At 42.3% G+C, this 23,948-nt stretch carries 23 protein-coding genes; 4 read left to right on the plus strand and 19 right to left on the minus strand.

Features of this window, described 5'->3' with window-relative positions; translation table 11 throughout:
- Positions 1-22 precede the first annotated feature (22 nt).
- Genes DN752_RS22025 through DN752_RS22035 form a run of 3 tightly spaced genes read left to right on the plus strand, consistent with a single transcriptional unit; the run spans position 23 to position 3,862 of the window.
- The gene (locus DN752_RS22025) at positions 23-601 is read left to right on the plus strand and encodes a hypothetical protein (protein ID WP_112785982.1); all 579 of its coding nucleotides are present in this window, start codon (positions 23-25) and stop codon (positions 599-601) included.
- Positions 598-1,440, plus strand: coding sequence for a hypothetical protein (locus tag DN752_RS22030; RefSeq protein ID WP_112785983.1), 843 nt, complete (start codon positions 598-600; stop codon positions 1,438-1,440). The genes DN752_RS22025 and DN752_RS22030 overlap by 4 nt, the downstream gene beginning before the upstream one ends.
- Positions 1,427-3,862: a leucine-rich repeat domain-containing protein gene (locus DN752_RS22035; RefSeq protein ID WP_112785984.1), complete on the plus strand. Its 2,436-nt coding sequence runs from the start codon at positions 1,427-1,429 to the stop codon at positions 3,860-3,862. Before DN752_RS22030 ends, DN752_RS22035 begins: the two co-directional genes overlap by 14 nt.
- Before the next feature lie 600 nt (positions 3,863-4,462).
- Here the strand turns inward: DN752_RS22035 and DN752_RS22040 are convergent.
- The 5 genes from DN752_RS22040 to DN752_RS22055 form a co-directional block, all read right to left on the minus strand.
- Entirely contained in the window at positions 4,463-5,404 is a 942-nt protein-coding gene (locus DN752_RS22040) for a formylglycine-generating enzyme family protein (RefSeq protein WP_245949359.1), read from the minus strand.
- Complete coding sequence (locus tag DN752_RS25045; RefSeq protein ID WP_245949361.1) at positions 5,380-5,583, minus strand: hypothetical protein; 204 nt, start codon at positions 5,581-5,583, stop codon at positions 5,380-5,382. The genes DN752_RS22040 and DN752_RS25045 overlap by 25 nt, the downstream gene beginning before the upstream one ends.
- A 178-nt stretch (positions 5,584-5,761) precedes the next feature.
- A complete protein-coding gene (locus DN752_RS22045; protein WP_112785985.1) occupies positions 5,762-6,214 on the minus strand; it encodes a DUF1801 domain-containing protein in 453 nt (150 codons plus the stop codon).
- Positions 6,215-6,228: 14 nt separating this feature from the next.
- A complete protein-coding gene (locus DN752_RS22050; protein WP_112785986.1) occupies positions 6,229-6,624 on the minus strand; it encodes a hypothetical protein in 396 nt (131 codons plus the stop codon).
- A gap of 88 nt (positions 6,625-6,712) precedes the next feature.
- On the minus strand, positions 6,713-7,261 hold the full coding sequence (locus DN752_RS22055; RefSeq protein ID WP_112785987.1) for a ferritin: 549 nt from the start codon (positions 7,259-7,261) through the stop codon (positions 6,713-6,715).
- A gap of 464 nt (positions 7,262-7,725) precedes the next feature.
- On the opposite strand from DN752_RS22055, the gene kdsB reads away from it, so the two are divergent.
- Positions 7,726-8,454: a 3-deoxy-manno-octulosonate cytidylyltransferase gene (gene kdsB / locus DN752_RS22060; protein ID WP_112785988.1), complete on the plus strand. Its 729-nt coding sequence runs from the start codon at positions 7,726-7,728 to the stop codon at positions 8,452-8,454.
- A 6-nt stretch (positions 8,455-8,460) separates the two neighbouring features.
- Here kdsB and DN752_RS22065 read toward each other — a convergent pair whose 3' ends face one another.
- The 14 genes from DN752_RS22065 to DN752_RS22130 form a co-directional block, all read right to left on the minus strand.
- Positions 8,461-8,775 carry a DMT family transporter gene (locus DN752_RS22065; RefSeq protein ID WP_112786660.1) on the minus strand — a complete coding sequence of 105 codons (315 nt, stop codon included), beginning with the start codon at positions 8,773-8,775 and terminating at the stop codon, positions 8,461-8,463.
- A 111-nt stretch (positions 8,776-8,886) separates the two neighbouring features.
- Complete coding sequence (locus DN752_RS22070) at positions 8,887-9,444, minus strand: Crp/Fnr family transcriptional regulator (protein WP_112785989.1); 558 nt, start codon at positions 9,442-9,444, stop codon at positions 8,887-8,889.
- A gap of 2 nt (positions 9,445-9,446) precedes the next feature.
- Positions 9,447-10,154 (minus strand): 16S rRNA (uracil(1498)-N(3))-methyltransferase, encoded by a 708-nt coding sequence (locus tag DN752_RS22075; protein WP_112785990.1) that lies wholly within the window; start codon positions 10,152-10,154, stop codon positions 9,447-9,449.
- 605 nt (positions 10,155-10,759) lie between these two features.
- On the minus strand, positions 10,760-12,454 hold the full coding sequence (locus tag DN752_RS22080; protein WP_112785991.1) for a DEAD/DEAH box helicase: 1,695 nt from the start codon (positions 12,452-12,454) through the stop codon (positions 10,760-10,762).
- A gap of 281 nt (positions 12,455-12,735) precedes the next feature.
- Positions 12,736-14,022, minus strand: coding sequence for a citrate synthase (locus DN752_RS22085; RefSeq protein WP_112785992.1), 1,287 nt, complete (start codon positions 14,020-14,022; stop codon positions 12,736-12,738).
- 317 nt (positions 14,023-14,339) lie between these two features.
- A complete protein-coding gene (locus DN752_RS22090; protein ID WP_112785993.1) occupies positions 14,340-14,759 on the minus strand; it encodes a BrxA/BrxB family bacilliredoxin in 420 nt (139 codons plus the stop codon).
- A gap of 25 nt (positions 14,760-14,784) precedes the next feature.
- Positions 14,785-15,126, minus strand: coding sequence for an SUF system Fe-S cluster assembly protein (locus tag DN752_RS22095; protein WP_112785994.1), 342 nt, complete (start codon positions 15,124-15,126; stop codon positions 14,785-14,787).
- Between the two features lie 4 nt (positions 15,127-15,130).
- Positions 15,131-15,562, minus strand: coding sequence for a SufE family protein (locus DN752_RS22100; RefSeq protein WP_112785995.1), 432 nt, complete (start codon positions 15,560-15,562; stop codon positions 15,131-15,133).
- Entirely contained in the window at positions 15,559-16,782 is a 1,224-nt protein-coding gene (locus tag DN752_RS22105; RefSeq protein WP_112785996.1) for a cysteine desulfurase, read from the minus strand. Before DN752_RS22105 ends, DN752_RS22100 begins: the two co-directional genes overlap by 4 nt.
- A gap of 132 nt (positions 16,783-16,914) precedes the next feature.
- A complete protein-coding gene (gene sufD / locus DN752_RS22110; protein WP_112785997.1) occupies positions 16,915-18,204 on the minus strand; it encodes a Fe-S cluster assembly protein SufD in 1,290 nt (429 codons plus the stop codon).
- 43 nt (positions 18,205-18,247) lie between these two features.
- Positions 18,248-19,009 carry a Fe-S cluster assembly ATPase SufC gene (gene sufC, locus DN752_RS22115; protein WP_112785998.1) on the minus strand — a complete coding sequence of 254 codons (762 nt, stop codon included), beginning with the start codon at positions 19,007-19,009 and terminating at the stop codon, positions 18,248-18,250.
- 97 nt (positions 19,010-19,106) lie between these two features.
- Positions 19,107-20,552, minus strand: coding sequence for a Fe-S cluster assembly protein SufB (gene sufB / locus DN752_RS22120; protein WP_112785999.1), 1,446 nt, complete (start codon positions 20,550-20,552; stop codon positions 19,107-19,109).
- Between the two features lie 260 nt (positions 20,553-20,812).
- Entirely contained in the window at positions 20,813-21,289 is a 477-nt protein-coding gene (locus tag DN752_RS22125) for an Lrp/AsnC ligand binding domain-containing protein (RefSeq protein ID WP_015266856.1), read from the minus strand.
- Positions 21,290-22,481: 1,192 nt separating this feature from the next.
- Positions 22,482-23,948 carry an SGNH/GDSL hydrolase family protein gene (locus tag DN752_RS22130; protein ID WP_112786661.1) on the minus strand — a complete coding sequence of 489 codons (1,467 nt, stop codon included), beginning with the start codon at positions 23,946-23,948 and terminating at the stop codon, positions 22,482-22,484.

Here is a 23,948-nt window from a genome sequence, read left to right on the forward strand (position 1 = left end):
AGGAACACAGAAAAAAATAACCATGAAAAGACATATTCAAGCATTCATACTACTGTTTTTTGCGACTACCCTATTTGTGGCAGCGCAATCTGACAATATCAGCCCTCAGAGGAAACAGGCCATTGATTCATTGGCATTGGAAAAGGTAAAAGACCTTAGTAAATACATTAGCATAATCGGGAGCAAAGACACCCAGTTCTCCGAAGCAAACAGGGTGATGGATCGTGCCGAGGAGTTGTTTTCGCCAGGATCTGAAATGGGCGTTTCTTCTTTGAGTTCTCAGGAAGTAGCGTATTACCCTGTAAGAAGGTATTTTGAGCGTCTGATGGCTCTTAACTATGATAATGTCACCATAAGCTGGTACGACATTCATTATATCTCTGATCTGGAAAGACAGCCTGATGGTAGGTACGTAGGAGTAGTGACGATCTATCAGCGTTTTGAAGGAACCTCAGTGGAGACGGGATTGAATTATAAAGATACCACCAAAAAAGACATCACTATCTATGTGGAGAAAAAACAAACTCAGGTAGCCGGAAGAACTATCGAGTTTTGGGATGTGATGCTGGGTGATATCAGAGTGACCGAAACTTCCGCATGAAGAAAGTAAGCTTATTAGTAATTATCATCATTTCATCCATACAATTTGTCTCGGGGCAGGGCTTAGGCGGCCCCGGGCAAATTAAGGATGACGGCAGATTTGCCGCCTCTACCAAACAACTAAACCAATTCTTTCGGAGATTTAATGCTGAAGAAAGTGAAGATGGGCTCACCCGATATCATAAAGGTGATGAGATGTACCATAACAGGGATCTTCGAATAAAATATGTGAATATACTTTTTGACAATGAAACTTCGAATATCACAAAAAATCTCAAGCAGGAGTTTATTGATCACGTAACCGCAGAAAACTACCCTCAGTACCTGAGCTTTCACCGAGAGAAATGGTTTGCAGAGGTGTCTTCCGTGTTCTTGTTTAAAGGAAAGCGGACGAATGTCACCCTGTTTATGCAGATTCAAGAGGAGGGACTAGGCTATGAATGGGTGATCAATAAAGTGGCTTTTGATGGGTTTAAGCCCTATTTCGATAAGCAAGAAGGTAAGGAAAAGCCTTTTTTGCATCCTTTGAGCCACGAACTGGGGTTCATGAACCTTCGTAAAGCTCTTCAGGAGAACGATAAGCCTGAGTCCTATACATCAGATGAATATACACCCGATTATCTTACACTTTTCCTTTATGAGATTAAAAACGGCAACATGAAATTCGAAACGGTGAAAGGGGTAAAGTTCCATTTCTTCCAAGTGGAGGACTGGTACTTTGAAGTGTCCCAATTTAACCGACCGGGTTTCAATACGGGTTGGCTAATTAGCAACCTTACGAAAGTGGCCAATGAGGAAGAAAAAGAGGCTATTTTAAATTACATCTATGATCAGAAGTAGGCTATATATCATTTTATTTGGTTTAATTCTTATACCTGGCGTGGTCATGTCCCAAGACATGGGGGATTATTCCAAACAAGAAGTAAAGGAGTTTTCCCAAAAAGTAGAAGACCAGATAAAATTTCTGGAGTACTTTCTCAATACTGTAGGGAGTGCCCAAACTTCCGCTAGGGACAAAGACGTGATCATCACAGAAAGTTATAAGAAAATTTTCCGTGATGATAAGGTTCAGGTAGAGGATGATTTACTGTTGGACCGACAGGTGATCACAAATAAAGATATACCAGCATACCTTAAGGATGTCGAGTTCTTTTTCAAGGATGCCAACTTTAAGTTTAAGGTAAGGGATGTGAAGCCCTTCCTTAGGGACAATGATGAGTTATCCTTTTTAGTGTCTATAGACCGGACCTTGTCCGCTGTGGGATTGGATGATGAAAAAATCGAAAATACCAAACCGAGATTTGTAGAAGTCAATTTGGATCCACAATCCAATGAGTTGAAAATAGCAAGTATTTATACGACCAAGTTAAGTCGTGATGAGGAGCTTACTGAATGGTGGGGCAATCTTTCATTGGAATGGGAAACGTATTTTAGGGAGAGTTTTGGACTCGCTGAAGACTCGATTACCATTGATCATCTAAATCGGATAAGTGCCATTGATAGCTTGGACCTCTCGGGAAATGAGCTAATTCAAGATCTGAAACCTCTGGAGTCCCTGAGGGATCTTAAATATATCGACATCAGTAATACGATGATTACGGATCTGGGGCCCATCAGCAATGTTACTTATTTGGCCTATCTGGATGTTTCCAATACACCCACTGCCGACATTCAATTTATCAAGTATTCGGATAATTTGCAGTACCTGAATATTTCAAATACATTGATAGAGAACATTGATGAGTTGACATCATTGGCAAATCTCAAGATCCTGATAGCAGAAAATACCCCATTGATGAGTTTTGCAGGGCTCAACTCCTTTACTGGACTGGAGGAACTGAACCTAGAGAAGAGCGGCCTCAATAATGTGGAGAACATTCATCAGCTGAGAGCTTTGAGAAGGTTGAATATCAGCGGTAATTATTTGATCAACTTTGAGTTTTTGTCCGACTTAGAGATGCTTGAAGAAATCAACTTGTCAAGGACCAATATTGGCAGTTTGGAGCCTTTAAGCTCCCTGGAGCATCTAAGTGTGGTGAGAATCAATGAGACTGTGGTCAATAATCTCAGCCCATTGGACCAGAAAGCAAGCCTGAAAACCGTATATGCTGATCGTACAGAAATAGCAGAAGAGCAGGCCAATGTGTTTGCCGTAAAAAACAGGAGAGTATTGCTGATTCACAATGTGGAGAATCTACAAACTTGGTGGAAGACACTTCCTGAGGGTTGGGAAACGGTGCTTAGAAAGTATATTCCTGGAAATAGCAATCGGATGCCATCAGTGGAAGAAATAGGAAGGATCGTGGGGGTGGATTCATTGGATCTTTCTGGAAGTGACATCATCAATTTGCGACCTGTCATTAAGTTTAAGAAACTAATCTCGCTGAAATTTAATGATACTCAAATCCATGAGCTCAGCCCTGTGAGAGAGCTTACTACTTTAAAGAGGCTCTCTGCTAATTCTACGCCTGTGACCAATGTGGAGGATATTAGCGAAGCAGAGGGACTGGAGGTAGTTTCCCTGAAAGAAACACTTATTACCAGTATAGCACCTCTGCAATCCTTGCACCGATTGGAGTTTCTTGATGTGGATGGAACAGAGGTGCCTAAGTGGGAGGTTCAGACATTACTTCAAGTGTTTCCTGATGCCAATGTCATCTTCAGATCAGCGGAACTGAAAGGTTGGTGGAATAGCCTGGATGGTGTTTGGCAGACCGCCTTCGTAGAGCAGTTCAATATCTCTACCAGCCCAAATTCGAGAGAATTGCATAAATTGACTTCAAGCAGGTCACTGACCATCGAACGTAAAAGTATCCAAAATCTACGGCCATTGGTGGATTTTATCAACTTGCACAGGCTGGAAATCAATGATGTCGCCTTGTATGATATAAGTGACTTGGCAAGTCTAGAATTGATCCAGGAGCTTCGGATTACCCAAGCACCTATTACTACTGTAGAGCCACTTGCCAAGCTAACGACATTAAAATACTTGAACCTTTCCAATACGGGGGTGGAGGATCTACGTTCTCTGGAAGGTTTGATCAATATGGAGACACTTATCCTGTCGGGTACCAGTGTGAGGAGACTGCGCGGATTGGACACTATGCTAAAGTTGAAGGAACTGGATATAGCCAGTACAGATGTGCGAAGTATCAGGGATATAGAAGATCTTCCAGAACTGAAAAAGCTAAGTTGCTTTAATACCCGGATCAACAGCAGGCAGATAGATAAATTCAGGGAATCCAACCCGAATGTGAAGTGAGGTATTATTAGGGTGCAGAGTGACAAAACATTTTGAAAAAGCCATGACGGGATTTACTGTTATGGTTTTTTTTAGCTCTTGACTTTCTGGGGTTGCTGATGTTAAGGTAAGATTTGTATTTGGCTACCCACTCCTTTATCGAGAGACTGACAGGATAAGATACAGGTGCTATGTGCTTTAACCCGGAATATGCATTAGCCTATCTGTTGTGACCTGAACCTGCTTCAAAATCAGCCGTTTCACTTTAGTTTTCGGCATAACCGTAGCGGTGCTACGTTAATGCCTCCAAACTAACTGATTTTCTTGCAATTTCAGCTCTCACTACGATTCCTAATGCATAATCCGGGTTTAAATCCTAGCCTATCTATTTTGGTCTGATCCGCGGCGGACAAAATCAGTTGCTTCGCTGCTGTTTCCAATTCTAACTAGCGGCAAAACAGGTTCATCATCCACCCTCCAAACAGCCGGTTCTAATGTAGTTTCATACCTTCCCGACATTCGTCAAGACAGGCTATATCGATTCCTAATTCATAAACTGGGTAAAAAAAAACCGGAAATGCCCTTCGACAATTCCGGTGTGTTCTATGGTTGTTTGATGGTTTATTTCATTCCAAGGGTTTTGGAGGGGGTGTCTTGTACGCACCTGAAGCCTACATTGGAGGAACCACTGTCATAGGCATGTCCTTGGCGGGCACTGGGGCGGTAGTTGATGCAGTAGTTGTCAGAGCATAGGAAAGAACCACCCTTGATCACCCTTTCTTTGGCGTAGGGGTTGGTAGGGTTGTAGCATTGGTTCATGTTAGCGTCCAGTTTTGGCGCATTACCAGTTAGTCGCTGGAATTTGATGGCATCAAACCAGTCATCGGTCATTTCCCATACATTACCAATGATGTCATAAAGCCCAAAGTCGTTTGCAGGAAAGTTCTTCACTGGTGCGGTGCCCATAAATCCGTCCTTTCCTTGATTGCCATTTGGAAATCGCCCCTGGAAAGTGTTGGCCATAAACTTGCCCTGTGGTCTTAGTTCATCACCCCAAGAGTATCTTTTTTCTGTTAATCCTCCTCTTGCAGCATATTCCCATTCCGCTTCAGTGGGCAGTCTTTTACCAGCCCATTTTGCATAAGCAAGGGCGTCATCATAGGCAATATGCACCACTGGATGGTCCATTCTTCCTTGAAGGTCTGTTCCTGGCCCTTCTGGATGTTTCCAACTGGCACCAGGCGTCCACTTCCACCAATTGGAAATATCTCTGGTGTCCACAGGTTGGTCAGGAGCCACAAACACGAGCGACCCAGCTTGTAGCAATGAATCAGCTGGTTTGGGCGTGTTTGGAGGAAGTTGTTTTTTCATTTCCTCCCACTCTGGTTTTTTCTCTGCTATTGTTACATACCCCGTTGCGTCGACGAATTTTTTGAATTCTGCATTGGTTACTTCGGTTTCATCCATATAGAAGCCTTCCACATGACGTTTTACTGCAGGTCTCTCCACAGGGTAAGCCTCTTGTTCATCGGTGCCCATCATAAAGTCCCCCCCGGGATCCATACCATGCCCTCTCTCTCCTCTAGGGTGGATTGGGGAGTACTTACGGGAGTGGCCGCTTTGTTATTGGCAGTAGTAGTACCTTCTTTCTGATTATTTTCGCCACAAGCCCATAAAACGCTTGCTGCTGAAATGAGCAGCAGAGCATTGTTAACGGACTTATTTAGGATGGATACTTTCATATTTAAAATTGTATTATTGACTTGTTAATCAGTTTTGATTGAACGGACAAGTTATGCCTATGCTTTTTAAAAGTAAAGTTAATCGTGTAAAGATTGCGCCAAAATAGGCAAATAATAAATGGTAGGGGAGCTTGCCTACTGGATTACGTGTGACGATGGGGATAAGTCAGTGATCATCCTATTTTAGTTGCCGTTCATAAAGATGGATATAATCATCCACACTTATTTTTCCGATGAGAAGGCCAATCAACTCATAGGGAATGGCATCCGGTTTTTTGAACCGTATACAGCTTTTGCCCATATCCAATTTATACGTGCAATGCTTAGGGTACTCTTCAATGAACCATTGCATAATCGTGTCATCGGCATAAATACCACAGTGATATAGGGCGATGTGGTTTTTTTGGTTGGCTATGGAGACAAAGGGTAGCGGGAGTGAAGGGGTACAATGATACCCTGCAGGATAAAGATCATGGGGCACTACATAGCCGATCATACCATAGCTGATGGTCTCTTCAAAGCCTTCGGGGAGGTGTTTTAGAATTGTGTTCCTGAGTTTGGTGAAATACGGCTTTCTTTCTTTAGGAACTGTATTGATATATTCGGTAGGGCTGTTGATGGTAGGTTTCATAGTGGAATGAACTATTAAGCCTTGGGGAAAGGTTGCGTGATGCGTTCCCTTACCATTTCTTTAATCGATTCGCCCAGCAAAATCACTGATGATATAACCAATAGCAGGTAGTTAAGAATGATAGTGAGATTGAAAGGGAGTGCTTTGATACAATAGATGGTTACTGCAATAAAAATCAAGGCACTCAAACCACCTCCGGCAATTCCTAGGCGGGGAGATTTGAAGTGTGCGATAAGTAGCAGAGCGGTCAACATCGACGGGATTGACCATGATAGCCTTCCTGAGAAGACCAGATAGGGTGCTTCTGTCCCGAAGATAGCGTAGCAACTAGCTGCTGCCCAATAAGCTGCCATGACAATTCGTAAGATCTTTTGACTAATTTTTTCGATTTGCAAGAGGTTATTGACCATGTTTTTTTTCTTTAAGCTAATCAATTATAAAAAATAAAAAAAGCGACCTGTGTAAACAGGCCGCTTTTGTAGCGTATTTTTGGTTTCTTTATTGCGCATCACCAGTGCTGTCATGGAGTTTTCCCAGTTCTTGGTCGATCGTCCATAGACCGATTCCTTCTTCACCAATAATGTCAAACAACTCGAGTGCTCGACGTGCTAGGGTTTCTTCTTCACGTTGCTCGGTTACGTACCACTGCATAAAGCTAAACGTGGCAAAATCCTTCACACCAAAACAATGGTCAACAATAATGTTGATGGATTTGGTCACCTGAATTTCGTGTTCCAGAATAAGTTGGAAAATCTCTTTTAGGGAATTAAAGTGATTTTTGACACCTGTGATTTCTGGCTGTACAGCTAATCCACCTGCTTCATTGATGTAATGGAATAGCTTTAGCATATGGTGCCTTTCTTCTTCAGCATGTGCATATAATAACTTGGCGGCATTATTATAGCCCATCATGTCACACCACGAAGCCATACTAAGATAAGAAGCAGAAGACTTCCCTTCCATTTCTATCTGCTTGTTCAACATTTTTTCTGTATCGTGAAGCAATGAACGCTGTAATGTTACTATTTCTTTTTCTTTCGTCTTCATAGTCACCTATTTTTTAAGTTCTTATACAAACATAACCAAATTTATAGAGGATGGTTCAATGTTTTGGTTCGATTTGCGGAATTTAGAATTGGTATAATTAAAGTTCTATAGAATTAAATTTGGTCAATATTAATTTGAATTAAATATAAATAAAGATAGTTAGTAACCTCAGTTGCTTCTCAATCCGGTTTATGAATGCCCTATGTGCCAAATGTGGTTGTCGAATAAGTCAGCTACTTTACCTTACTTTCTCAACGTTTTAGAATCCGGGTTAATCCAGCCATTAAAACCTTATCGTCTTTGGTGCTGCCTTAATTACTTTACGTTTTGCCCAAAAAATCGTTTTCGAATGAGGCGTACTCAGTGGTCACTGATGGGTATATGATGGGGTGCTATTACCGATTCCCAAAGTATAAACTGGCTTAAATATCCGTAGTTTCACCATTTTTTTTTAACATTGTCCTATGAAAATTGTTGCAATGATTCCAGCACGTTATGGTGCGACACGCTTTCCGGGAAAGCTTACGTCTGATTTATGCGGCAAGCCGGTAATTGTCAGAACGTATTTGAGTACAATGGCTACAGGCTTGTTTGATAAGGTAGTGGTAGTGACTGATCATGAACAAATAGCCGAGCAAATCGAAGCGGAAGGCGGAGAAGTATTTTTTAGCCAAAAAGCACATGAAAGCGGCTCAGATAGGATTGCCGAAGCCGTGGCAGGTATAGAAGCGGATGTTGTGGTGAATGTCCAAGGTGATGAGCCCTTTCAAGACAAGGAGTCATTGGCGGGGCTTGTAGGGGCATTTAAGGATGGTACAGTAAAAGTCGCTTCACTCATGAGAAAAATAGAGGATGATGTGGATGTCATTAATCCAAATTCAGTAAAAGTAGTAGTGGATAAAAATAATTTTGCCCTTTACTTTAGCAGGTGCCCAATCCCCTTTGTCCGAGATAAGTTCCAACCGGATTATTATAGACATATAGGTGTTTATGCCTATACCAAAGAAATACTGTTGGAGTATACTAATTGGGAAAAGACCATGTTGGAAAGGGCCGAAATGTTGGAACAGCTTAGGCTCTTGGAGAATGGCATCCGTATTAAAATGGTAAAGACCAACCACGAGGCAGTAGCTATCGATACCAAGTCCGATCTCGATAGGGCAATTGCCTTTTATCAGCGTCACAATTCCTGATGTATATCAGGAAACTACTTTAAGGCCTATTATAGAACCGATCAATAGCATCAAAAATCCTATGCGGAGCCAGTTCGCCGGTTCTTGGAAAAGGAAGATCCCTACGATTACTGTGCCAGCAGCACCTATTCCAGTCCAAACAGCATAGGCTGTTCCCATAGGAATGGTCTTTATGGCTTGGTTGAGTAAGTAGAAACTTAAGCTTATGCTGATGAAAAAGGCAATAGACCATTTGATGTTGGTGAAGTTATTGGCCATTTTTAATGAAGTGGTAAAGGCCACTTCGAAGATTCCTGCTAAAATTAAAATTAACCATGCCATAGTATTTACTCTTTTATACAAATATACGTGGTCCATGGGTAGTTAAATTTTACATATGTTAAAAAAACTGTTTATGTAGACTTAAATCCTGCACTGGAATTCCAACCGTTTTTACGACCTTCTGATACGACTCAGTGATACTTGGCTTATCCCTAAGTAAGATGCGATGGTGCCCAGAGAAATGCGCTGGAGTACCTGGGGATGCGCTGTTATAAGTTCTTGGTATCGTTGTGTTGCGGCCTTTGTTTGCCTATCGATAAGTCGCCTTTCCGTTTTTATCAGTTCTTTTTCGATCAGACTTCTCCACCAGTTGATTATTTCTATGTTTTCAATACAAAGTTTGTCCAAGTGCTCGTTATCGATTTTCCAAAGTTGACATTTCTCCAATGTAGTGATACTTTCGTAACCAGGTTCTTTTAAGATTTTGCTGTTATAGGAAAACAGGAAATCACCTTCGAAGCCAAACCAAAAAGTGACGTCTTTACCATCATTGTTTAAGTGGGCTTTTACACAGCCAGAAATTATTAAATAACTCGAATTTTCCAGTTTTCCTTCTCGGATAATACAAGTGTTTGCTGCGTAGGTCACCACATTTCCAGAGCTAAGCAATGAAGAGAGGGTGTTCTCTGAAAGTTCGTATTGTCTCAGGAAAAAATCATCCAACTCCATGATTAGTAGTTCAGTAAGCTTAAGGTATGTACGGCGGCCAGTCCAGCAGTCTCCGTTCGAAGTCGACTATTTCCTAGGCTACATGCTTTAAATTCGCTTTCCCTACTGCGGCTAATCTCTTCCGGTGAAAAATCACCTTCTGGACCAATCATTATCAAGTAGGACCCTTTGGGTTTTGCCAGTTCAAATAGGTGTTGGGTATTGGTTTGGTCTACATAGGCGATGAACTTTTGGCAATGTTCAGTGGATGCTCTACTCAACAAATCATTAAAAGTGGTCAAAGGATTGATTACGGGGAAGTTAGTTTTTATGCTTTGCTTACATGCAGCGATCATCTTTTTTTCGAGACGGTCAGGCTTGAGAAAGCTTCTTTCTGAATTGGCTGTTTTGATAAAAGTAAGCTCCTGAAAACCTATTTCGGTGATTTTCTCCAGCATCCACTCCATACGATCGGTGTTTTTGGTTGGAGCAATAGCCAAGTGAATATGGTACTCGGAGGAAGGGGAGGGCCTTTTTTCAATAATACGTAATTCAGCTTTTTTTTGGTCACTTTTGGTGATGCTGCAAGTAAATAAGTTGCCAACACCGTCTGTCAAATACACATCATCTCCGACGGACTTTCTAAGCACTTTTACCAGATGTTTTGACTCATCTGGGCTGAGGATAATGGTACCGGAATTAGGAATGTCTTTTTGATAGAATAACTGCATGTATCACGTGTTTTGGAACAAAGATAACAAGTAGTATGGAAATGCTTAGAGGGAATAGCGGAATTGGTAGGGTGTTTTTTACCTTATATTGTTACAAAAGTACAAGAATAGAATAATCTACGACAGCGACCTTCTATTAAAACTAACCACTATTCCCAACTTTTCCATTTGATCCGCAATTCGTGGATCAAGCAATCTATCTGGGGGGCACACTTTCTTAAAATGGCTTCTCCCAATTGATTATTGGAATAAAACGCTATTGGTGTGTATTGGGGTTAGCGTGAATTTGTAAGCGCTAGGAAGATGATGGCTGCTAAAACAATGAGGTTATTTTGATGTTTACCATGGGCGTTGCGCATGGCTAAGGATGTTATGCCCTTTCAGGGCTTTATTATGCTACTTGTCTTTTCCAATTTAATAGAAAAAATCAGCGTAAATCATAATCATCCGCGTCATCAGCGTTCTATTAAAACGAACCACTATTCCCAACTTTTCCATTTGATCTGCAATTCGTCTATAGACTGACTTTTATAACATATGGACATAAAAAAAGCGCAAATCATTCGATTTGCGCTTTTCCTAACCTTAATTAACCTTTATATAATTTAATCTTTAGAAAGTTCCATGTTGACAGGTTTGCCTTTGATGGTGTTTCTCTTCATTACATTGATTACGTGACTGGCATCCTTTGTCGGTACATCTACAAAAGAGAAGTTGTCAAAGATATCAATACCACCGATCTGACGACCAGAAATACCCGCTTCACCAGCTATGGCACCAACGATATCATTTGGACGGATCCTGTCTTTTTTGCCAAGATTAAGGAAAAGTCGAGACATATTGGCTTCACGTCGTCCTTTTTCTCTACCACCTTTTCTGCCTCCTGGACGGTCTGCGCCACGGCCTTTTCTTCCTCTTTCGAACCGGTCTTTACCTCTTCCTCCTCTGTCTCTGTCTTTGCCCAAGTTAAGGTCAAAGTTCATATCCGAAAGTTCCTGGATGGATTTGCCCATTTGAAGCTTGACCAAGCCAAGTGCTATTTGGTCCATGGTCAATCCTTCGGCAAGTAATTGCCCCAAAGCTGCTTCGAAGACTTGGTTATCTTCTTCTTTGGACAGCTCCGTAGTCACCTCTTTTCCAAGTTGATCTTTCTTTTGGTCGATCATCTCCGCTACAGATGGCGGGTTCATTTTGGTCAAGGAAGTCTTGATGTACTTTTCAAGGTCTTTTAGCCTGAATATGTCTTTTCTTCCTGTGATAAAGGAAATGGCCATTCCAGAACGACCTGCTCTTCCTGTTCTCCCTATTCGGTGAACGTAATATTCCTCATCGAGTGGGAGGTCGTAGTTGAACACTACTTCTACATTATCTACATCAATACCCCGTGCTGCCACGTCGGTCGCTACCAATACGGTACAAAGTCCTTTACGGAATTTGTTCATTACCTTGTCACGTTGTGCCTGTGAAAGGTCACCGTGAAGTGCTTCAGCTGTAATTCCTCGGGCGATCAAGCCTTCGGTTACCTCATCGGTAGCTCTTTTGGTGTTACAGAAAACTACGCCAAGGTTAAACTGGTGAACATTGATCAACCTCGTGATCAATTCCATCTTCAATGGTGGCTTCACTTCGTAATAAACCTGCGATATATTCTCTACTGTCAGCTCCTTACGTGTTATTTTGACAATTTCAGGATTTATCTGATACTTTTTGGTCAGGTCCATGATAGGCTTGGCCATGGTAGCAGAGAAGAAGATGGTTTGACGATCCTCGGGCATTTGGCTTAGAACCGTTTCGATGTCTTCTCTAAAGCCCATGTCGAGCATTTCGTCAGCTTCATCCAAGACGATAGTTTTCACTGAGTCCAATTTCAGGGTGCCACGATTCATGTGGTCCATGATTCTACCAGGTGTACCGACTACGATCTGAACGCCTTTTCTAAGGGTTCTGATCTGACGATCAATGGCTTCACCACCGTAGATGGCCGTGCTGAATACACCTTTTTTGTGCTTTGCAAGTTTGGTGATTTCTCCTTCGACCTGAACGGCCAATTCCCTTGTAGGACATAGGATCAATGCTTGAGGCTGTTTGCTCGTGTTGTCTACACGATCTACAATGGGAATCCCAAAGGAAGCGGTTTTCCCTGTTCCTGTTTGTGCTTGACCGATGACATCGCGGCCATCTAGCATTAATGGGATTGATTGTGCTTGAATTTCTGAAGGTTGGGTATAGCCCATGCCTTCCACTGCCTGAAGAATTTCAGCTGAAATTCCCAGGTCTGCGAATAAAATTTCGTTTTCCATGATTTTTCCTTACTCCTGTGCCCTGATTTTCCTTGATACAACCCAACAACGAACGAGTAAGGAAGCTCATGACTCAGAAAAGTTCTTTCTTAATTGAGCTGCAAAGATATGGGTAATTATTCGTTTTGGCAAATATAGTGTGATATAATTTAGAATAATTAACAATGAAAGGGCTTGTGCATGAAAATAAATTTGGTTGAAGCCGTGATTATAACATGAAAAAGCGGAGCTTTAAGAGGCTCCGCTTTCTTATTATTAGTTACAGTTTGGATGAAGTTTTATTATCTCTCTTTCATAGAGACATAGGGACGTTCATTCGCTCCAGTATAAACCTGTCTTGGTCTACCGATTGGTTCGTTGTTTTCCCTCATTTCTTTCCATTGTGCGATCCAGCCCGGAAGTCGTCCCAAGGCAAACATCACTGTAAACATATCTGTAGGAATACCCAATGCACGGTAGATGATTCCTGAGTAGAAATCAACATTTGGATATAATTTTCTATCCACGAAGTATTGATCGTTTAGAGCTGCTTCTTCCAGTTCTTTGGCAATATCTAACACAGGATCGTCAACACCTAGTTTATCTAAAACATCATCAGCTGCTTTCTTGATGATTTTGGCTCTAGGGTCAAAGTTTTTGTAAACCCTGTGACCAAAGCCCATTAGGCGGAATGGATCATTCTTGTCCTTTGCCTTGTCAAGGTATTTCTTAGTATCACCACCGTCTTCCTTGATGGCTTCCAGCATTTCGATCACTGATTGGTTAGCACCACCATGAAGAGGTCCCCACAGTGCATTGATACCTGCCGAAATAGAAGCATATATACTGGCTTGTGAAGAGCCTACGATCCTTACAGTAGATGTAGAGCAGTTTTGCTCGTGATCAGCATGGAGGATCAGAAGTTTGTCCAGTGCATTGGCGATGATAGGATCCACATCATACTTTTCAGCAGGAAGTGCAAACATCATTTTCATGAAGTTGGAGCAGTAGTCCAAACTATTGTCAGGGTAGTTGGCCGGATGGCCCATTTTATTTTTATATGCCCACGCTGCGAAAGTCGGCAATTTGGCCATAAGCCTTACAATGCTCAATTTGATCTCTTCATCTGTCCTGTTTGGGTCGAGAGAGGTAGGGTAGAAAGCAGTCAATGAACAGATCAAAGAAGAAAGTACCCCCATTGGGTGGGCTACTGATGGGAAACCATCCAGTATCTTTTTGATGTCTTCATGCACTAACGTATGATAGGTGATTTCATTTGCAAACTGATCATATTGCTCTTGAGTAGGTAGCTCACCATAAATCAAAAGATAAGAAACCTCTAAAAAGTTGGATTTTTCGGCCAAATCCTCGATGTTGTACCCTCGGTATCTCAGTATCCCTTTTTCACCATCCAAAAAGGTGATGGAGCTCCTGGTGGATCCTGTGTTCTTGAATCCTGGGTCTAATGTTATTAATCCAGACTGGCCTCTTAGTTTGGCAATTTCTATTGCCTTTTCATTTTCAGTTCCTTCTGTTACAGGTAATTCATATTCGTTACCGTTGAAGGATAACTTAGCTATTTCAGACATAAGTTTTACGTTTATCTATTTATGGTTTTGTTCTATCGTGAAACCGCATTTGGCGGCATTAAGATAATAAAAAACCGCCTTATTTTCACAACAAACAGCATTAATTACATGAATAAAATTAAGTAAAATTACTTAATTTGGATTTGTGATTATTGATTGCGCATGATTTGCGCAATAATTGGAAAAACATAACCGATTAGGTTTGAATCTTATCGGGTAGATGATCATAAATACGAAATAAAATCCCGTAGCTACCTGATCGTTTTTTTGGAAGGGGGACAAAAAAAATAGTCCGCCGAAGCAGACTATTTTTTCTCTTATTTGCAGAAGTGCTCAAAAACTTCCACTAAATGTTCTCCGATAATTTGGGCATTTCTGCCTTCGATGTGGTGCCTTTCGACAAAGTGCACCAGTTCTCCGTCCCTAAACAAAGCCATGGCTGGAGAGGATGGAGGATAAGGAAGGCAGTGCTCTCTTACTTTGTTCACTGCATCAGTATCATTACCGGCAAATACAGTGGCCAGTGTGGTAGGGTGTATGTCTGTTTTGTCCAGAGCGTATTTTACACCAGGTCTAGCAGCACCAGCTGCACAACCACACACCGAGTTGACGACGATAAAGGTAGTGCCTTTGTGATCTTTTAGGTGATTGTCTACGTCTTCAGCGGTTCTAAACTCCGTAAAACCGGCATCAGTTAATTCAGCACGCATCGGTGCTACTAATTCTTCAGGGTACATATATCTTCAGTTTAATTAGTGCTATTTACATAAATCCAAGCTCAAGCTTGGCAGCTTCGGACATCATGTCCTGGGTATAAGGGGGATCAAAGGTAAGCTCTACCTCTACATCGTTGATCCCTTGTATTTGTTGGATTCGGTCTTTGACTTCCGCAGGAATGGATTCTGCCGAGGGGCAGTTAGGCGATGTCAAGGTCATAAGGATATAGACGTTGTTGACAGGGTAAACACTGATTTCATAGATCAGTCCCAGCTCATAAACGTCTACGGGGATTTCAGGATCGTAGACAAGTTTTATTGCTTCGATCACTTTATCCCTTAAATCAGGTATGTTGGCAGGTTGTGCCACTTGGTTATCTTCAGCCATAGGTCTACACATTTTGTTTTGATTGATAAGCTATCGCATATAGCTTCATTTGTTTGATCATGGAGGCAAGCCCGTTGGATCGTTGCGATCCGATGATATTGCCCATCCCGATTTTTTCGATAAAATAGAGATCGGAATCAATGATTTCCTTGGGGCTCCTATTGGACAGTACCCTGATCAGCAGACTGATCAGACCTTTGGTAATATCCGTGTTTGAATCTGCTTTGAAGACTACCTTTTGGTCTTTTTCCTCAGTGGTGAGCCATACTTTTGACTGACAGCCTTTGATCAGGTTTTCATCCAGACGGGCATTTTCAGGAAATTCATCCAGCTTGTTTCCCAGCTCCATGATGTAAAATATCGTGGACTCACGATCTCCTTCCAGAATAGAAAATTCGTCTATTATTTCATCCTGAACGTGGTTGATGTCACTCATTTATTTTTCAATTTGGCGATTTTGCTAATACTCTCACAGAGCTTGTCTACTTCTTCTTTGGTGTTATAAACAGAAAAGGAAGCCCTAACAGTTCCCTCGATATCGAATCGGTTCATTAATGGTTGTGTACAGTGGTGTCCGGTACGAACGGCGATCCCGACAGCATCTAGCATCATACCTATATCGAAGGGATGCATCCCTTTGATAAGGAAGGAAAGTACGCTGACTTTTTTTGCAGCTGTTCCTACCGGTATAAAGCCTTTTACACCTTTCAGCTTTTCTTCTGCATAATGAAGAAGGGCATCCTCATGTTCCCGTATATTTGCTTTTCCCAATTCGTTTACGAATTCAATGGCTTTTTGAAAAGCAATGACATCTGCGATATTGGGAGTGCCAGCTTCGAATTTAAAGGGGATTTCATTGTAAGTGGTCTTTTCGAAAGTGACTTCTTTGATCATTTCCCCTCCTCCTTGGTAGGGAGGCATAGCTTCGAGCAGTTCCCTTTTTCCATACAGGACCCCCAGGCCTGTAGGGCCATATATCTTATGGGCTGACATCACAAAGAAATCGCAATCCAAGTCTTGGACATCAATGTCGAGGTGGGCAGAAGATTGGGCACCATCGATCAGTACCTTTGCACCTACTTTATGTGATTTTTCTATAATCTCTTTGACAGGGTTGACCGTACCAAGAGCATTGGAAGCATGAACCACGGCGACAAGTTTGGTCTTTTCTGTTAGGAGCTTCTCAAACGCCTCCATCTCCAGTTCTCCCTTTTCATTGACAGGGATTATCCTGAGCTTTGCGCCTTTTTCTTCGCAAAGTATTTGCCAAGGAACTATATTGGAATGGTGCTCTAGGGTGGATATGATGATTTCATCCCCTTTTTGGATGAACTTCCTTCCGTAAGTGGAGGCGACCAAGTTGATGCCTTCTGTGGTGCCTTTAGTGAAGATGATTTCTTCTTCCTCTGAGGCATTAAGGAATTCCCTTACCAGAGAGCGTGTCTTTTCATAGGCTCTTGTGGCGCGATCAGCTAATGTATGCGCACCACGATGGATATTGGAATTGTCATGGGTGTAATATGCCGCCAAAGCCTCCAATACAACCTTTGGTTTTTGGGTAGTGGCGGCATTGTCCATATAGATGAGCGGTTTCCCGTTGACTTGTTGGTTAAGTACGGGAAATTGTCCGCGAATATTTTGGATGTTCAGCGTCATGAAAGGCAGTTTGGATGTTTGAAGCTTGAATTCCTAAATTCAAAAGGAGAGGGGAGACCCGTTCCTTTTGAATATCATTTTGGCATTAAGGTAATCCGCAATGATTTACGTACTTAGTACTGAACTTTTATGTTAAAGATTTCCTAATCTTTCCTGAACAAGCTGGATGCAGTATTCTCTAAAAGCCTCGATCTTGATATGGTCTAGGATTTCTCCTGCAAAGGCATATAACAAAAGATTTTTGGCTTCTGCTTTACCAATGCCTCTTGCTTGTAGATAAAATTGGGCTTCTTCGTCCAGCTGACCAGTGGTACAGCCGTGAGAGCATTTAACATCATCTGCCCAGATTTCCAGTTGTGGTTTGGTATGGATGATGGCATCTTCTGACAGGAGGATATTATTGTTTTGCTGAAATGCATTTGTCTTTTGTGCATCTTGTCGCACAAAGATTTTTCCATTGAAAATCCCTTTGGACTTATCAGCTAGCACTCCTTTGTAGAGCTCATTGGAATCTGCATGGGGTTGGGTATGGTCCACATTGGTGTGGTTGTCCACATGCGTAGTTCCGTTTAGCAGGTACAGACCATACATATTCCCTTCACAGCCACTATCTTTTAGATTGAGGCTTAGGTTGTTTCGGATGATGTCGCCTTTGAGCGATAGCGTGACAGTGGAGCATGTAGCGTCTCGATGGATGTCAGCTTCAAAATTGTGGACCTCAATGGCTGCTTCACTTTCATTTTGGATCTTATGGTAATATAGGTGGGCATTTTCATTTACCTTCACCTCGGTGACGCCGTTGAGGAAATATACTTCATCGTCTAAGCTGATGACCCTTTCGATAAAGGTCGCTTCGGCATTCGCCTCTCCTTGGACAAAAAGCCGAGGAGTAATTACCTGGCCATTATTGGCCTGGCAAAAGTTGAGCAGTAGTATAGGTTTTTCTACAGCTTTGTTTTTTGCCACTTCTATGTACAGCCCTTCTGTAAACAAGGCTGAATTCAGCGCATTGAAGGGTTCTTTTTCTACTGGTGCTATCGTCCCGATAAGCTGGGATTGCTCTTTGGTAAGCTCAGAAAACAGCTTAACTGAATAATTCTCTTCTGAGTAAGAAGACAGGTCGGCCTCAAAATGGCCATTGTTAAAGACCAATAGATCAGCGTCCAAACCTGGAATCAGTTCGGCTTCCACCTGTTCGCTTGTCAATGCCACCTTTTGGGCGGCCCGAAGGTTGGAAATGGATGTTTCCAGCTTTTTGCTTATTGGTGTAAACTTGTATTCCTCAGCCTTTGGAGCGGGCAAGCCTTCTTTTTCGAGCTCCTTGACTGCCTTTTCGTTCAGTTCCGCAAGGGAGCCATGGGCTGTATTACGGGCGATTTCCAAAAAGGAGTCTGTGATTTTATTTTTAGTTATTGTAGTCATTAATTAGTAAGAAATAAGAGGTTTGACAACGGGATAAAGGAGCTTAGACAGATGCACTGTCCACATCTTCTTTGATCCAGTCATATCCTTTTTCTTCAAGGTCCAGCGCCAGGTCTTTTGAACCGGATTTCACGATTCTACCATTGTAAAGCACGTGGACATAATCAGGTACGATGTAATCCAATAGTCTTTGGTAGTGAGTGACCACTACGGTGGCATTATCGTCTGTCTTTAATTGATTGACACCGTTGGATACGATTTTTAAGGCATCGATGTCCAGCCCTGAATCAGTTTCGTCAAGGACAGAAAGGGTCGGCTCTAACATGGCCATTTGGAAAATCTCGTTTCTTTTCTTTTCACCACCCGAAAAACCTTCGTTAAGGGCACGGCTCATCAGCTTCTGGTCGATTTCTACCAGTTTCATTTTTTCTTTCATCAAAGAAAGGAACTTTACCGCATCAAGGGCTTCCTTTCCGCGGTATTCCCTTACTTGGTTTACTGCTGTTCTAAGGAAATTGGTCGTGCTTACACCGGGGATTTCCACCGGGTATTGAAAAGCCAAAAACACGCCTTCTCTGGCTCGGTCTTCCGGATTCATTTCCAGTAGGTTTTTGCCATTGAAGAATACTTCACCTTCTGTAACTTCATATTCTTCCCTTCCTGCCAATACTGACGCCAAAGTAGATTTTCCAGACCCGTTAGGTCCCATGATGGCGTGGACTTCACCTGCTTTGATTTCTAGGTTGATTCCTTTCAGGATTGGTGTTCCTTCAATAGATGCGTGTAAATTTTTTATGGATAACATGATTTGACTGATTTCTTTCTGGATTTGGTAATATACGAGCTATAGGCACCTTGACGGTACTTTGGCTCTTTTATATATGTAAGTTGATGGCAGAGGGTTACCCTACGCTTCCTTCTAGGGTCAAGGCCAATAGCTTTTGGGCCTCTACCGCAAATTCCATGGGAAGTTGGTTCAATACTTCCTTAGCGTAGCCATTTACGATAAGTGCTACAGCATCTTCACTGTCAATTCCCCGTTGGTTACAGTAGAAAATCTGATCTTCGCCAATTTTTGACGTTGTGGCCTCGTGCTCAACCTTGGCGGTAGGGTTTTGGATATCGATATAGGGGAAGGTATGAGCTCCACATCTATCGCCCATCAGCAAGGAGTCACATTGTGAGAAGTTACGGGAATTGACCGCTCTCTTCATCACTTGTACTTGACCTCTATAGGAGTTTTGGGAATGTCCAGCAGAAATACCTTTGGAAACGATTCTTGATTTGGTGTTTTTACCAATGTGAATCATTTTTGTTCCAGTATCAGCTTGCTGATAATTGTTCGTCACAGCAACTGAATAAAACTCTCCCACAGAATTGTCTCCTTTTAGGATACAAGAAGGGTATTTCCATGTTACTGCAGAACCCGTCTCTACTTGAGTCCAAGAGATTTTCGAATTGTCACCGGCACAGATTCCTCTTTTGGTCACAAAGTTATAAATACCCCCTTTTCCGTTTTTGTCTCCAGGAAACCAGTTTTGGACAGTAGAGTATTTTACTTCTGCATCTTTGGCAGCATGGATTTCAACTACTGCTGCGTGCAATTGGTTTTCATCCCTTTGGGGAGCGGTACAGCCTTCTAGATAGGATACATACGACTCATCCTCAGCCACGATCAATGTCCTCTCGAATTGCCCTGTATTGGCGGCATTGATCCTGAAATAGGTAGAAAGCTCCATTGGGCACCTTACGCCTTTTGGTATATAGCAGAAGGATCCATCGGAAAATACTGCAGAATTCAGTGCAGCGTAATAGTTGTCCGTCATCGGTACCACAGAACCGAGGTATTGCTTGACCAGTTCGGGATGTTCATTTACTGCTTCACTGAAAGAACAGAAGATAATGCCCAGTTTGCTAAGTGTTTCCTTGAAAGTGGTCCCAACAGAAACAGAGTCCAGGACAGCATCTACGGCAATGCCTTGTAGCTTCTTCTGCTCGTTAAGGCTAATGCCCAATCTCTCATAGATTTGTAGTAGTTCAGGGTCTACCTCATCTAGGTTCTTAGGTTTACTTTTCTGCTTAGGTGCAGAATAATATTTTAATGCCTGTAAATCTATTTTGGGGTAGTTGACGTTTGCCCAGTCAGGTTCGGTCATATTTTGCCAAGTCCTGAAGGCTTTTAGCCTCCATTCCAAGAGCCAAGTAGGCTCTTCTTTTTTGGCAGAAATCCAACGGATAATTTCTTCATTTAAACCGGCGGGTGCTTCATCAGCTTCAAAGTCCACAGACCAGCCATGTTCATACTCTTTTGAGGTGAATTCCTCTAAAATTTCGTTGTCTTTGCTCATAAAGCGAGTTATTTAGACTAATTACATTTTGTAGCGCAAAGATATAACATTAATCTAAAATTTTATGTTCAGATAGAATGAAAATTCTCAATCGAAAATAGAAAAAAACTATGTGGGCGGTATAAAAAACAAAAGTTTTGATAACCAAAAGCACCGTTTTAGTGCTCTTGGTTATGCGGAAAAAAGCGTGTTATAACTGCAAATATTTTTAGATATTTTTTATTTAGATTTAATCTAAGTAATTATTTTTCTAAGCAAAACTACTTAGCATCTTGCTCAAAAAGCTGTATAGGTCGATTTATACTTTCTTCGAGTACGATCAATGTTTCTGTTCTGTCAATTCCATCTACTTTTTGGATCTTGTTCAAGACGTCCCTTAGGTGGTTGGTGTCTTTACAGATTATCTTGGCAAAGATGCTATAATTACCGGTAGTATAATAGGCATTTACTACCTCCGAAATTTCCTTGAGTTTTTCTATTACGTTGTCATAAAGTGAACTTTTTTCAAGGTAAATACCCAGATATGCTGAAATGTCATAACCTAATTTTGAAAAATCAATGTTGAGTGTAGCGCTTTTGACGATTCCCATATCTTCCAGTTTACGCATCCTTACATGGACGGTGCCTGAAGATACATATACCTTCTTTGCGATTTCTGTGTAAGGTGTTTTTGCGTCCTCATTGAGTAATGAAATGATCTTAAGATCAACATTGTCAATATCTAAATTTTTATCCATTATTTATTTATTTGGTTACCTTTATTTGAATAAAGATGCATTCAAATTGTTGAATTGTCAAAATTTACACGAACATTTTTTTTGATTTGCAAAATAACAAAAAATGTATTTACTTTGGGATTACATTATTAAGGAGAGTGAAAATTTTGGAGTCAATCGATTTGTTTGAAATAAACTATTGTTTTGATTCAAAAAACCTCTTTTTGAAATGGTTTTAATATAGAAACTTTTAATCTCTAAAGTTATATTTGGGTTTATATTCTGAAAAGGGTCTTGCTGCTGGCAAGACTTTTTTGTTTTTGGCAAATATGGAAACCCACGGCAATATGCATAAACCGGGTTTAATAGGATCAAGCGGAAATGCCGGGGGCTGATAGAGCGCTGATGACGCAGATGATTATGATATACCCTGATTTTTTTCTTAAACTGGAAAATAGCGCTTATAAACTCAAGCTAAAACCCAGTAACCTCAGTTCGATTATAAAACCGTTTCCGTACAGTGGTCGGAACATGCACTGCGAGGCTTAGGGGAGAGTTGAGGGGTGGAAGCCGTGGCAGCTCGCCGCGGCGAGTTGCCACGCCCTTTTCCCACCCACATCCTCCTAAAAAGGGTTCGCTATGGCGCTTTTTATACTAAAAATAAGTCGAGCTCAGGTCAGTACACACCGGATTACACGTAGGTTTAGATTTGGCTTGACACTAGATTGCCGCATGGCGGGATGGGCTGAAAGAATGATTAGTTGATTTGGATCGTACAAGCCGTCGCAGCTATCTGCTCATGTATAGTGGTTGGTTTGGTTGAGGTTAAACCCTGAATAGGCGTTATCAACTGAGCATCCTGCCTCATCCGCCTTTGGCGGAGGGTCATATAGAAGGTGCAGGTGACAACCTGCACTTAGCTGTTCGGGATTTGTAATCTCGAACCGAGATAAGGGGGATTTGAAATCCCCCCTAGGCCATTTGTAAATAACACAGACATCAAATAAGGATACATAAACCGGGATAATACAGCTTTAACCCGGATTATGCGTTGGGAATCGTAGTGAGAGCTGAAAGTGCAAGAAAATCAGTTAGTTTGGAGGCATTAGCGTAGCACCGCTACGGTTATGCCGAAAACTAAAGTGAAACGACTGATTTTGAAGCAGTTTAAGGTCGCAACAGATAGGCTAATGCATATTCCGGGTTTACTTATTTATCTCGGAAGGTCGTTGCCAATATAGGCATTGGGGTTTACTTGTGGGATATTGGCTCCCCATTTGGCGTTGATCATTTCGATGACCAAGTTGGTAATAAAGGCATTTGCACGGCCATTTGGATGGACACCATCTACCGAAAACCCACCACTAGGTGGAGTGATGCTGGCATTTAGTGTGACTCCTCCTGCATTGATCTTTCCGTCAGCCACCTGGTCAAAGAATGCCGCAGCATCCACCAAAACCAACCGCTCGGAATTAGCGTTTACAGCGGCAGTGATCAGCTCGTTGAAGGTGGTTATTTTTTCGTTGATCTCCGTTTGTTCATCGGGAATCAGTACAAACTCGTCTTCGACTGGAAAGTTAACGCCTCTCTGGCTATTGGCGTTTTCTTGGGACGTCGGATCCAGTGCTTGTGCTAGGGGCAAAGTGGTCTTGTCCTCTACTGTACTTTGACGAATGGAAGGCAAACCCAGTGAACTAAGATCGGTCAGGCTTTCGTCTTCCATGACAAAGGCATTGGGGCCTGCTGAGAAATGAATAGTCCTGTACTCCTGTTCCTCCTCTGTGATCAGGCCTCCTGACGCAGCTTGTTGCAGTCCTCCATTGTAAAGGGCGTATCCGTTGTTTGCTTCGTCTGCCTGTGCTTGAGTAAGGGGGATGGCGTTGTAGGGGACAAGATTAAAATACGGTAGGTTCCCAAAAGCAGGAATGTTCATGACCACTCCGTTTGATGAGGGGCTGGCTTGGAGTAATGCTCCCAAAGCGGCCGAAAGCCATGTTTGAAAATCTTCATCAGAGGTAAGGATTTGTGGGTTTGAGGCACCACTTACGGCGTAGCCTAATACGTCGTTGGCTCCCAACCAAAAGCTAAAAAACGTCCCGCCGTCAGCCAAGGCTCCAGCAGCATCTCCGATGATCGTGGACTGGCCGGGATTACTGGCAAACCGGGCATAGAGCGGAGAATAAGCAGGGTTTTGGGCACTCGCAGGACCACCGGCCAGTGGTGTGAGCGCTTGGCCAAGAGTGATGCCTGGTACGCCAAAGTTATTCAAGGCAGTCTTGTCACCGGTATAGGGAGTAGGGAGGTCTCCTGGGCCAATAGGAGCAGGGGCGATGGCGCCAGTCTCAGGGTTGGTCGTTAGGATAAGTCGCCCCAAAGGTCCGTTGTCTCCCATGGCAAAAAATCCATTTTCAGAATCTATATCCGGTACATTGAAGGCTCCGCCGCCAGCCCCCTCGAGCTGTCCAGCCAAAATCACGGCAAAGGAGTTGTCTTGTGCCCTGTCATAAAGTGCTCCGTCCATCAGGCCAGCGGTAAGGGAGTTCCCTACGGCAACGTACTTGGAAAAATCTGCATTCCCCGCCTCTGGTTCATTGGTGGGCAGTGCCGGGAAATCGTACTGGCAAGCGCTTAACAACAGGCCTGCCATTAATATATAGGTGGGTTTATATAATAGCTTCAT

It is taken from the genome of Echinicola strongylocentroti, assembly GCF_003260975.1.
GTDB classification, from domain to species: domain Bacteria; phylum Bacteroidota; class Bacteroidia; order Cytophagales; family Cyclobacteriaceae; genus Echinicola; species Echinicola strongylocentroti.

Bases quoted from the DNA above. Each gene is read 5' to 3' on its own strand.
- DN752_RS22025 (WP_112785982.1), top strand. From the start codon at position 23: ATGAAAAGACATATTCAAGCATTCATACTACTGTTTTTTGCGACTACC.
- DN752_RS22030 (WP_112785983.1), top strand. From the start codon at position 598: ATGAAGAAAGTAAGCTTATTAGTAATTATCATCATTTCATCCATACAA.
- DN752_RS22035 (WP_112785984.1), top strand. From the start codon at position 1,427: ATGATCAGAAGTAGGCTATATATCATTTTATTTGGTTTAATTCTTATA.
- DN752_RS22040 (WP_245949359.1), bottom strand. From the start codon at position 5,404: ATGGATCCCGGGGGGGACTTTATGATGGGCACCGATGAACAAGAGGCT.
- DN752_RS25045 (WP_245949361.1), bottom strand. From the start codon at position 5,583: ATGAAAGTATCCATCCTAAATAAGTCCGTTAACAATGCTCTGCTGCTC.
- DN752_RS22045 (WP_112785985.1), bottom strand. From the start codon at position 6,214: ATGAAACCTACCATCAACAGCCCTACCGAATATATCAATACAGTTCCT.
- DN752_RS22050 (WP_112785986.1), bottom strand. From the start codon at position 6,624: ATGGTCAATAACCTCTTGCAAATCGAAAAAATTAGTCAAAAGATCTTA.
- DN752_RS22055 (WP_112785987.1), bottom strand. From the start codon at position 7,261: ATGAAGACGAAAGAAAAAGAAATAGTAACATTACAGCGTTCATTGCTT.
- kdsB (WP_112785988.1), top strand. From the start codon at position 7,726: ATGAAAATTGTTGCAATGATTCCAGCACGTTATGGTGCGACACGCTTT.
- DN752_RS22065 (WP_112786660.1), bottom strand. From the start codon at position 8,775: ATGGCATGGTTAATTTTAATTTTAGCAGGAATCTTCGAAGTGGCCTTT.
- DN752_RS22070 (WP_112785989.1), bottom strand. From the start codon at position 9,444: ATGGAGTTGGATGATTTTTTCCTGAGACAATACGAACTTTCAGAGAAC.
- DN752_RS22075 (WP_112785990.1), bottom strand. From the start codon at position 10,154: ATGCAGTTATTCTATCAAAAAGACATTCCTAATTCCGGTACCATTATC.
- DN752_RS22080 (WP_112785991.1), bottom strand. From the start codon at position 12,454: ATGGAAAACGAAATTTTATTCGCAGACCTGGGAATTTCAGCTGAAATT.
- DN752_RS22085 (WP_112785992.1), bottom strand. From the start codon at position 14,022: ATGTCTGAAATAGCTAAGTTATCCTTCAACGGTAACGAATATGAATTA.
- DN752_RS22090 (WP_112785993.1), bottom strand. From the start codon at position 14,759: ATGTACCCTGAAGAATTAGTAGCACCGATGCGTGCTGAATTAACTGAT.
- DN752_RS22095 (WP_112785994.1), bottom strand. From the start codon at position 15,126: ATGGCTGAAGATAACCAAGTGGCACAACCTGCCAACATACCTGATTTA.
- DN752_RS22100 (WP_112785995.1), bottom strand. From the start codon at position 15,562: ATGAGTGACATCAACCACGTTCAGGATGAAATAATAGACGAATTTTCT.
- DN752_RS22105 (WP_112785996.1), bottom strand. From the start codon at position 16,782: ATGACGCTGAACATCCAAAATATTCGCGGACAATTTCCCGTACTTAAC.
- sufD (WP_112785997.1), bottom strand. From the start codon at position 18,204: ATGACTACAATAACTAAAAATAAAATCACAGACTCCTTTTTGGAAATC.
- sufC (WP_112785998.1), bottom strand. From the start codon at position 19,009: ATGTTATCCATAAAAAATTTACACGCATCTATTGAAGGAACACCAATC.
- sufB (WP_112785999.1), bottom strand. From the start codon at position 20,552: ATGAGCAAAGACAACGAAATTTTAGAGGAATTCACCTCAAAAGAGTAT.
- DN752_RS22125 (WP_015266856.1), bottom strand. From the start codon at position 21,289: ATGGATAAAAATTTAGATATTGACAATGTTGATCTTAAGATCATTTCA.
- DN752_RS22130 (WP_112786661.1), bottom strand. From the start codon at position 23,948: ATGAAGCTATTATATAAACCCACCTATATATTAATGGCAGGCCTGTTG.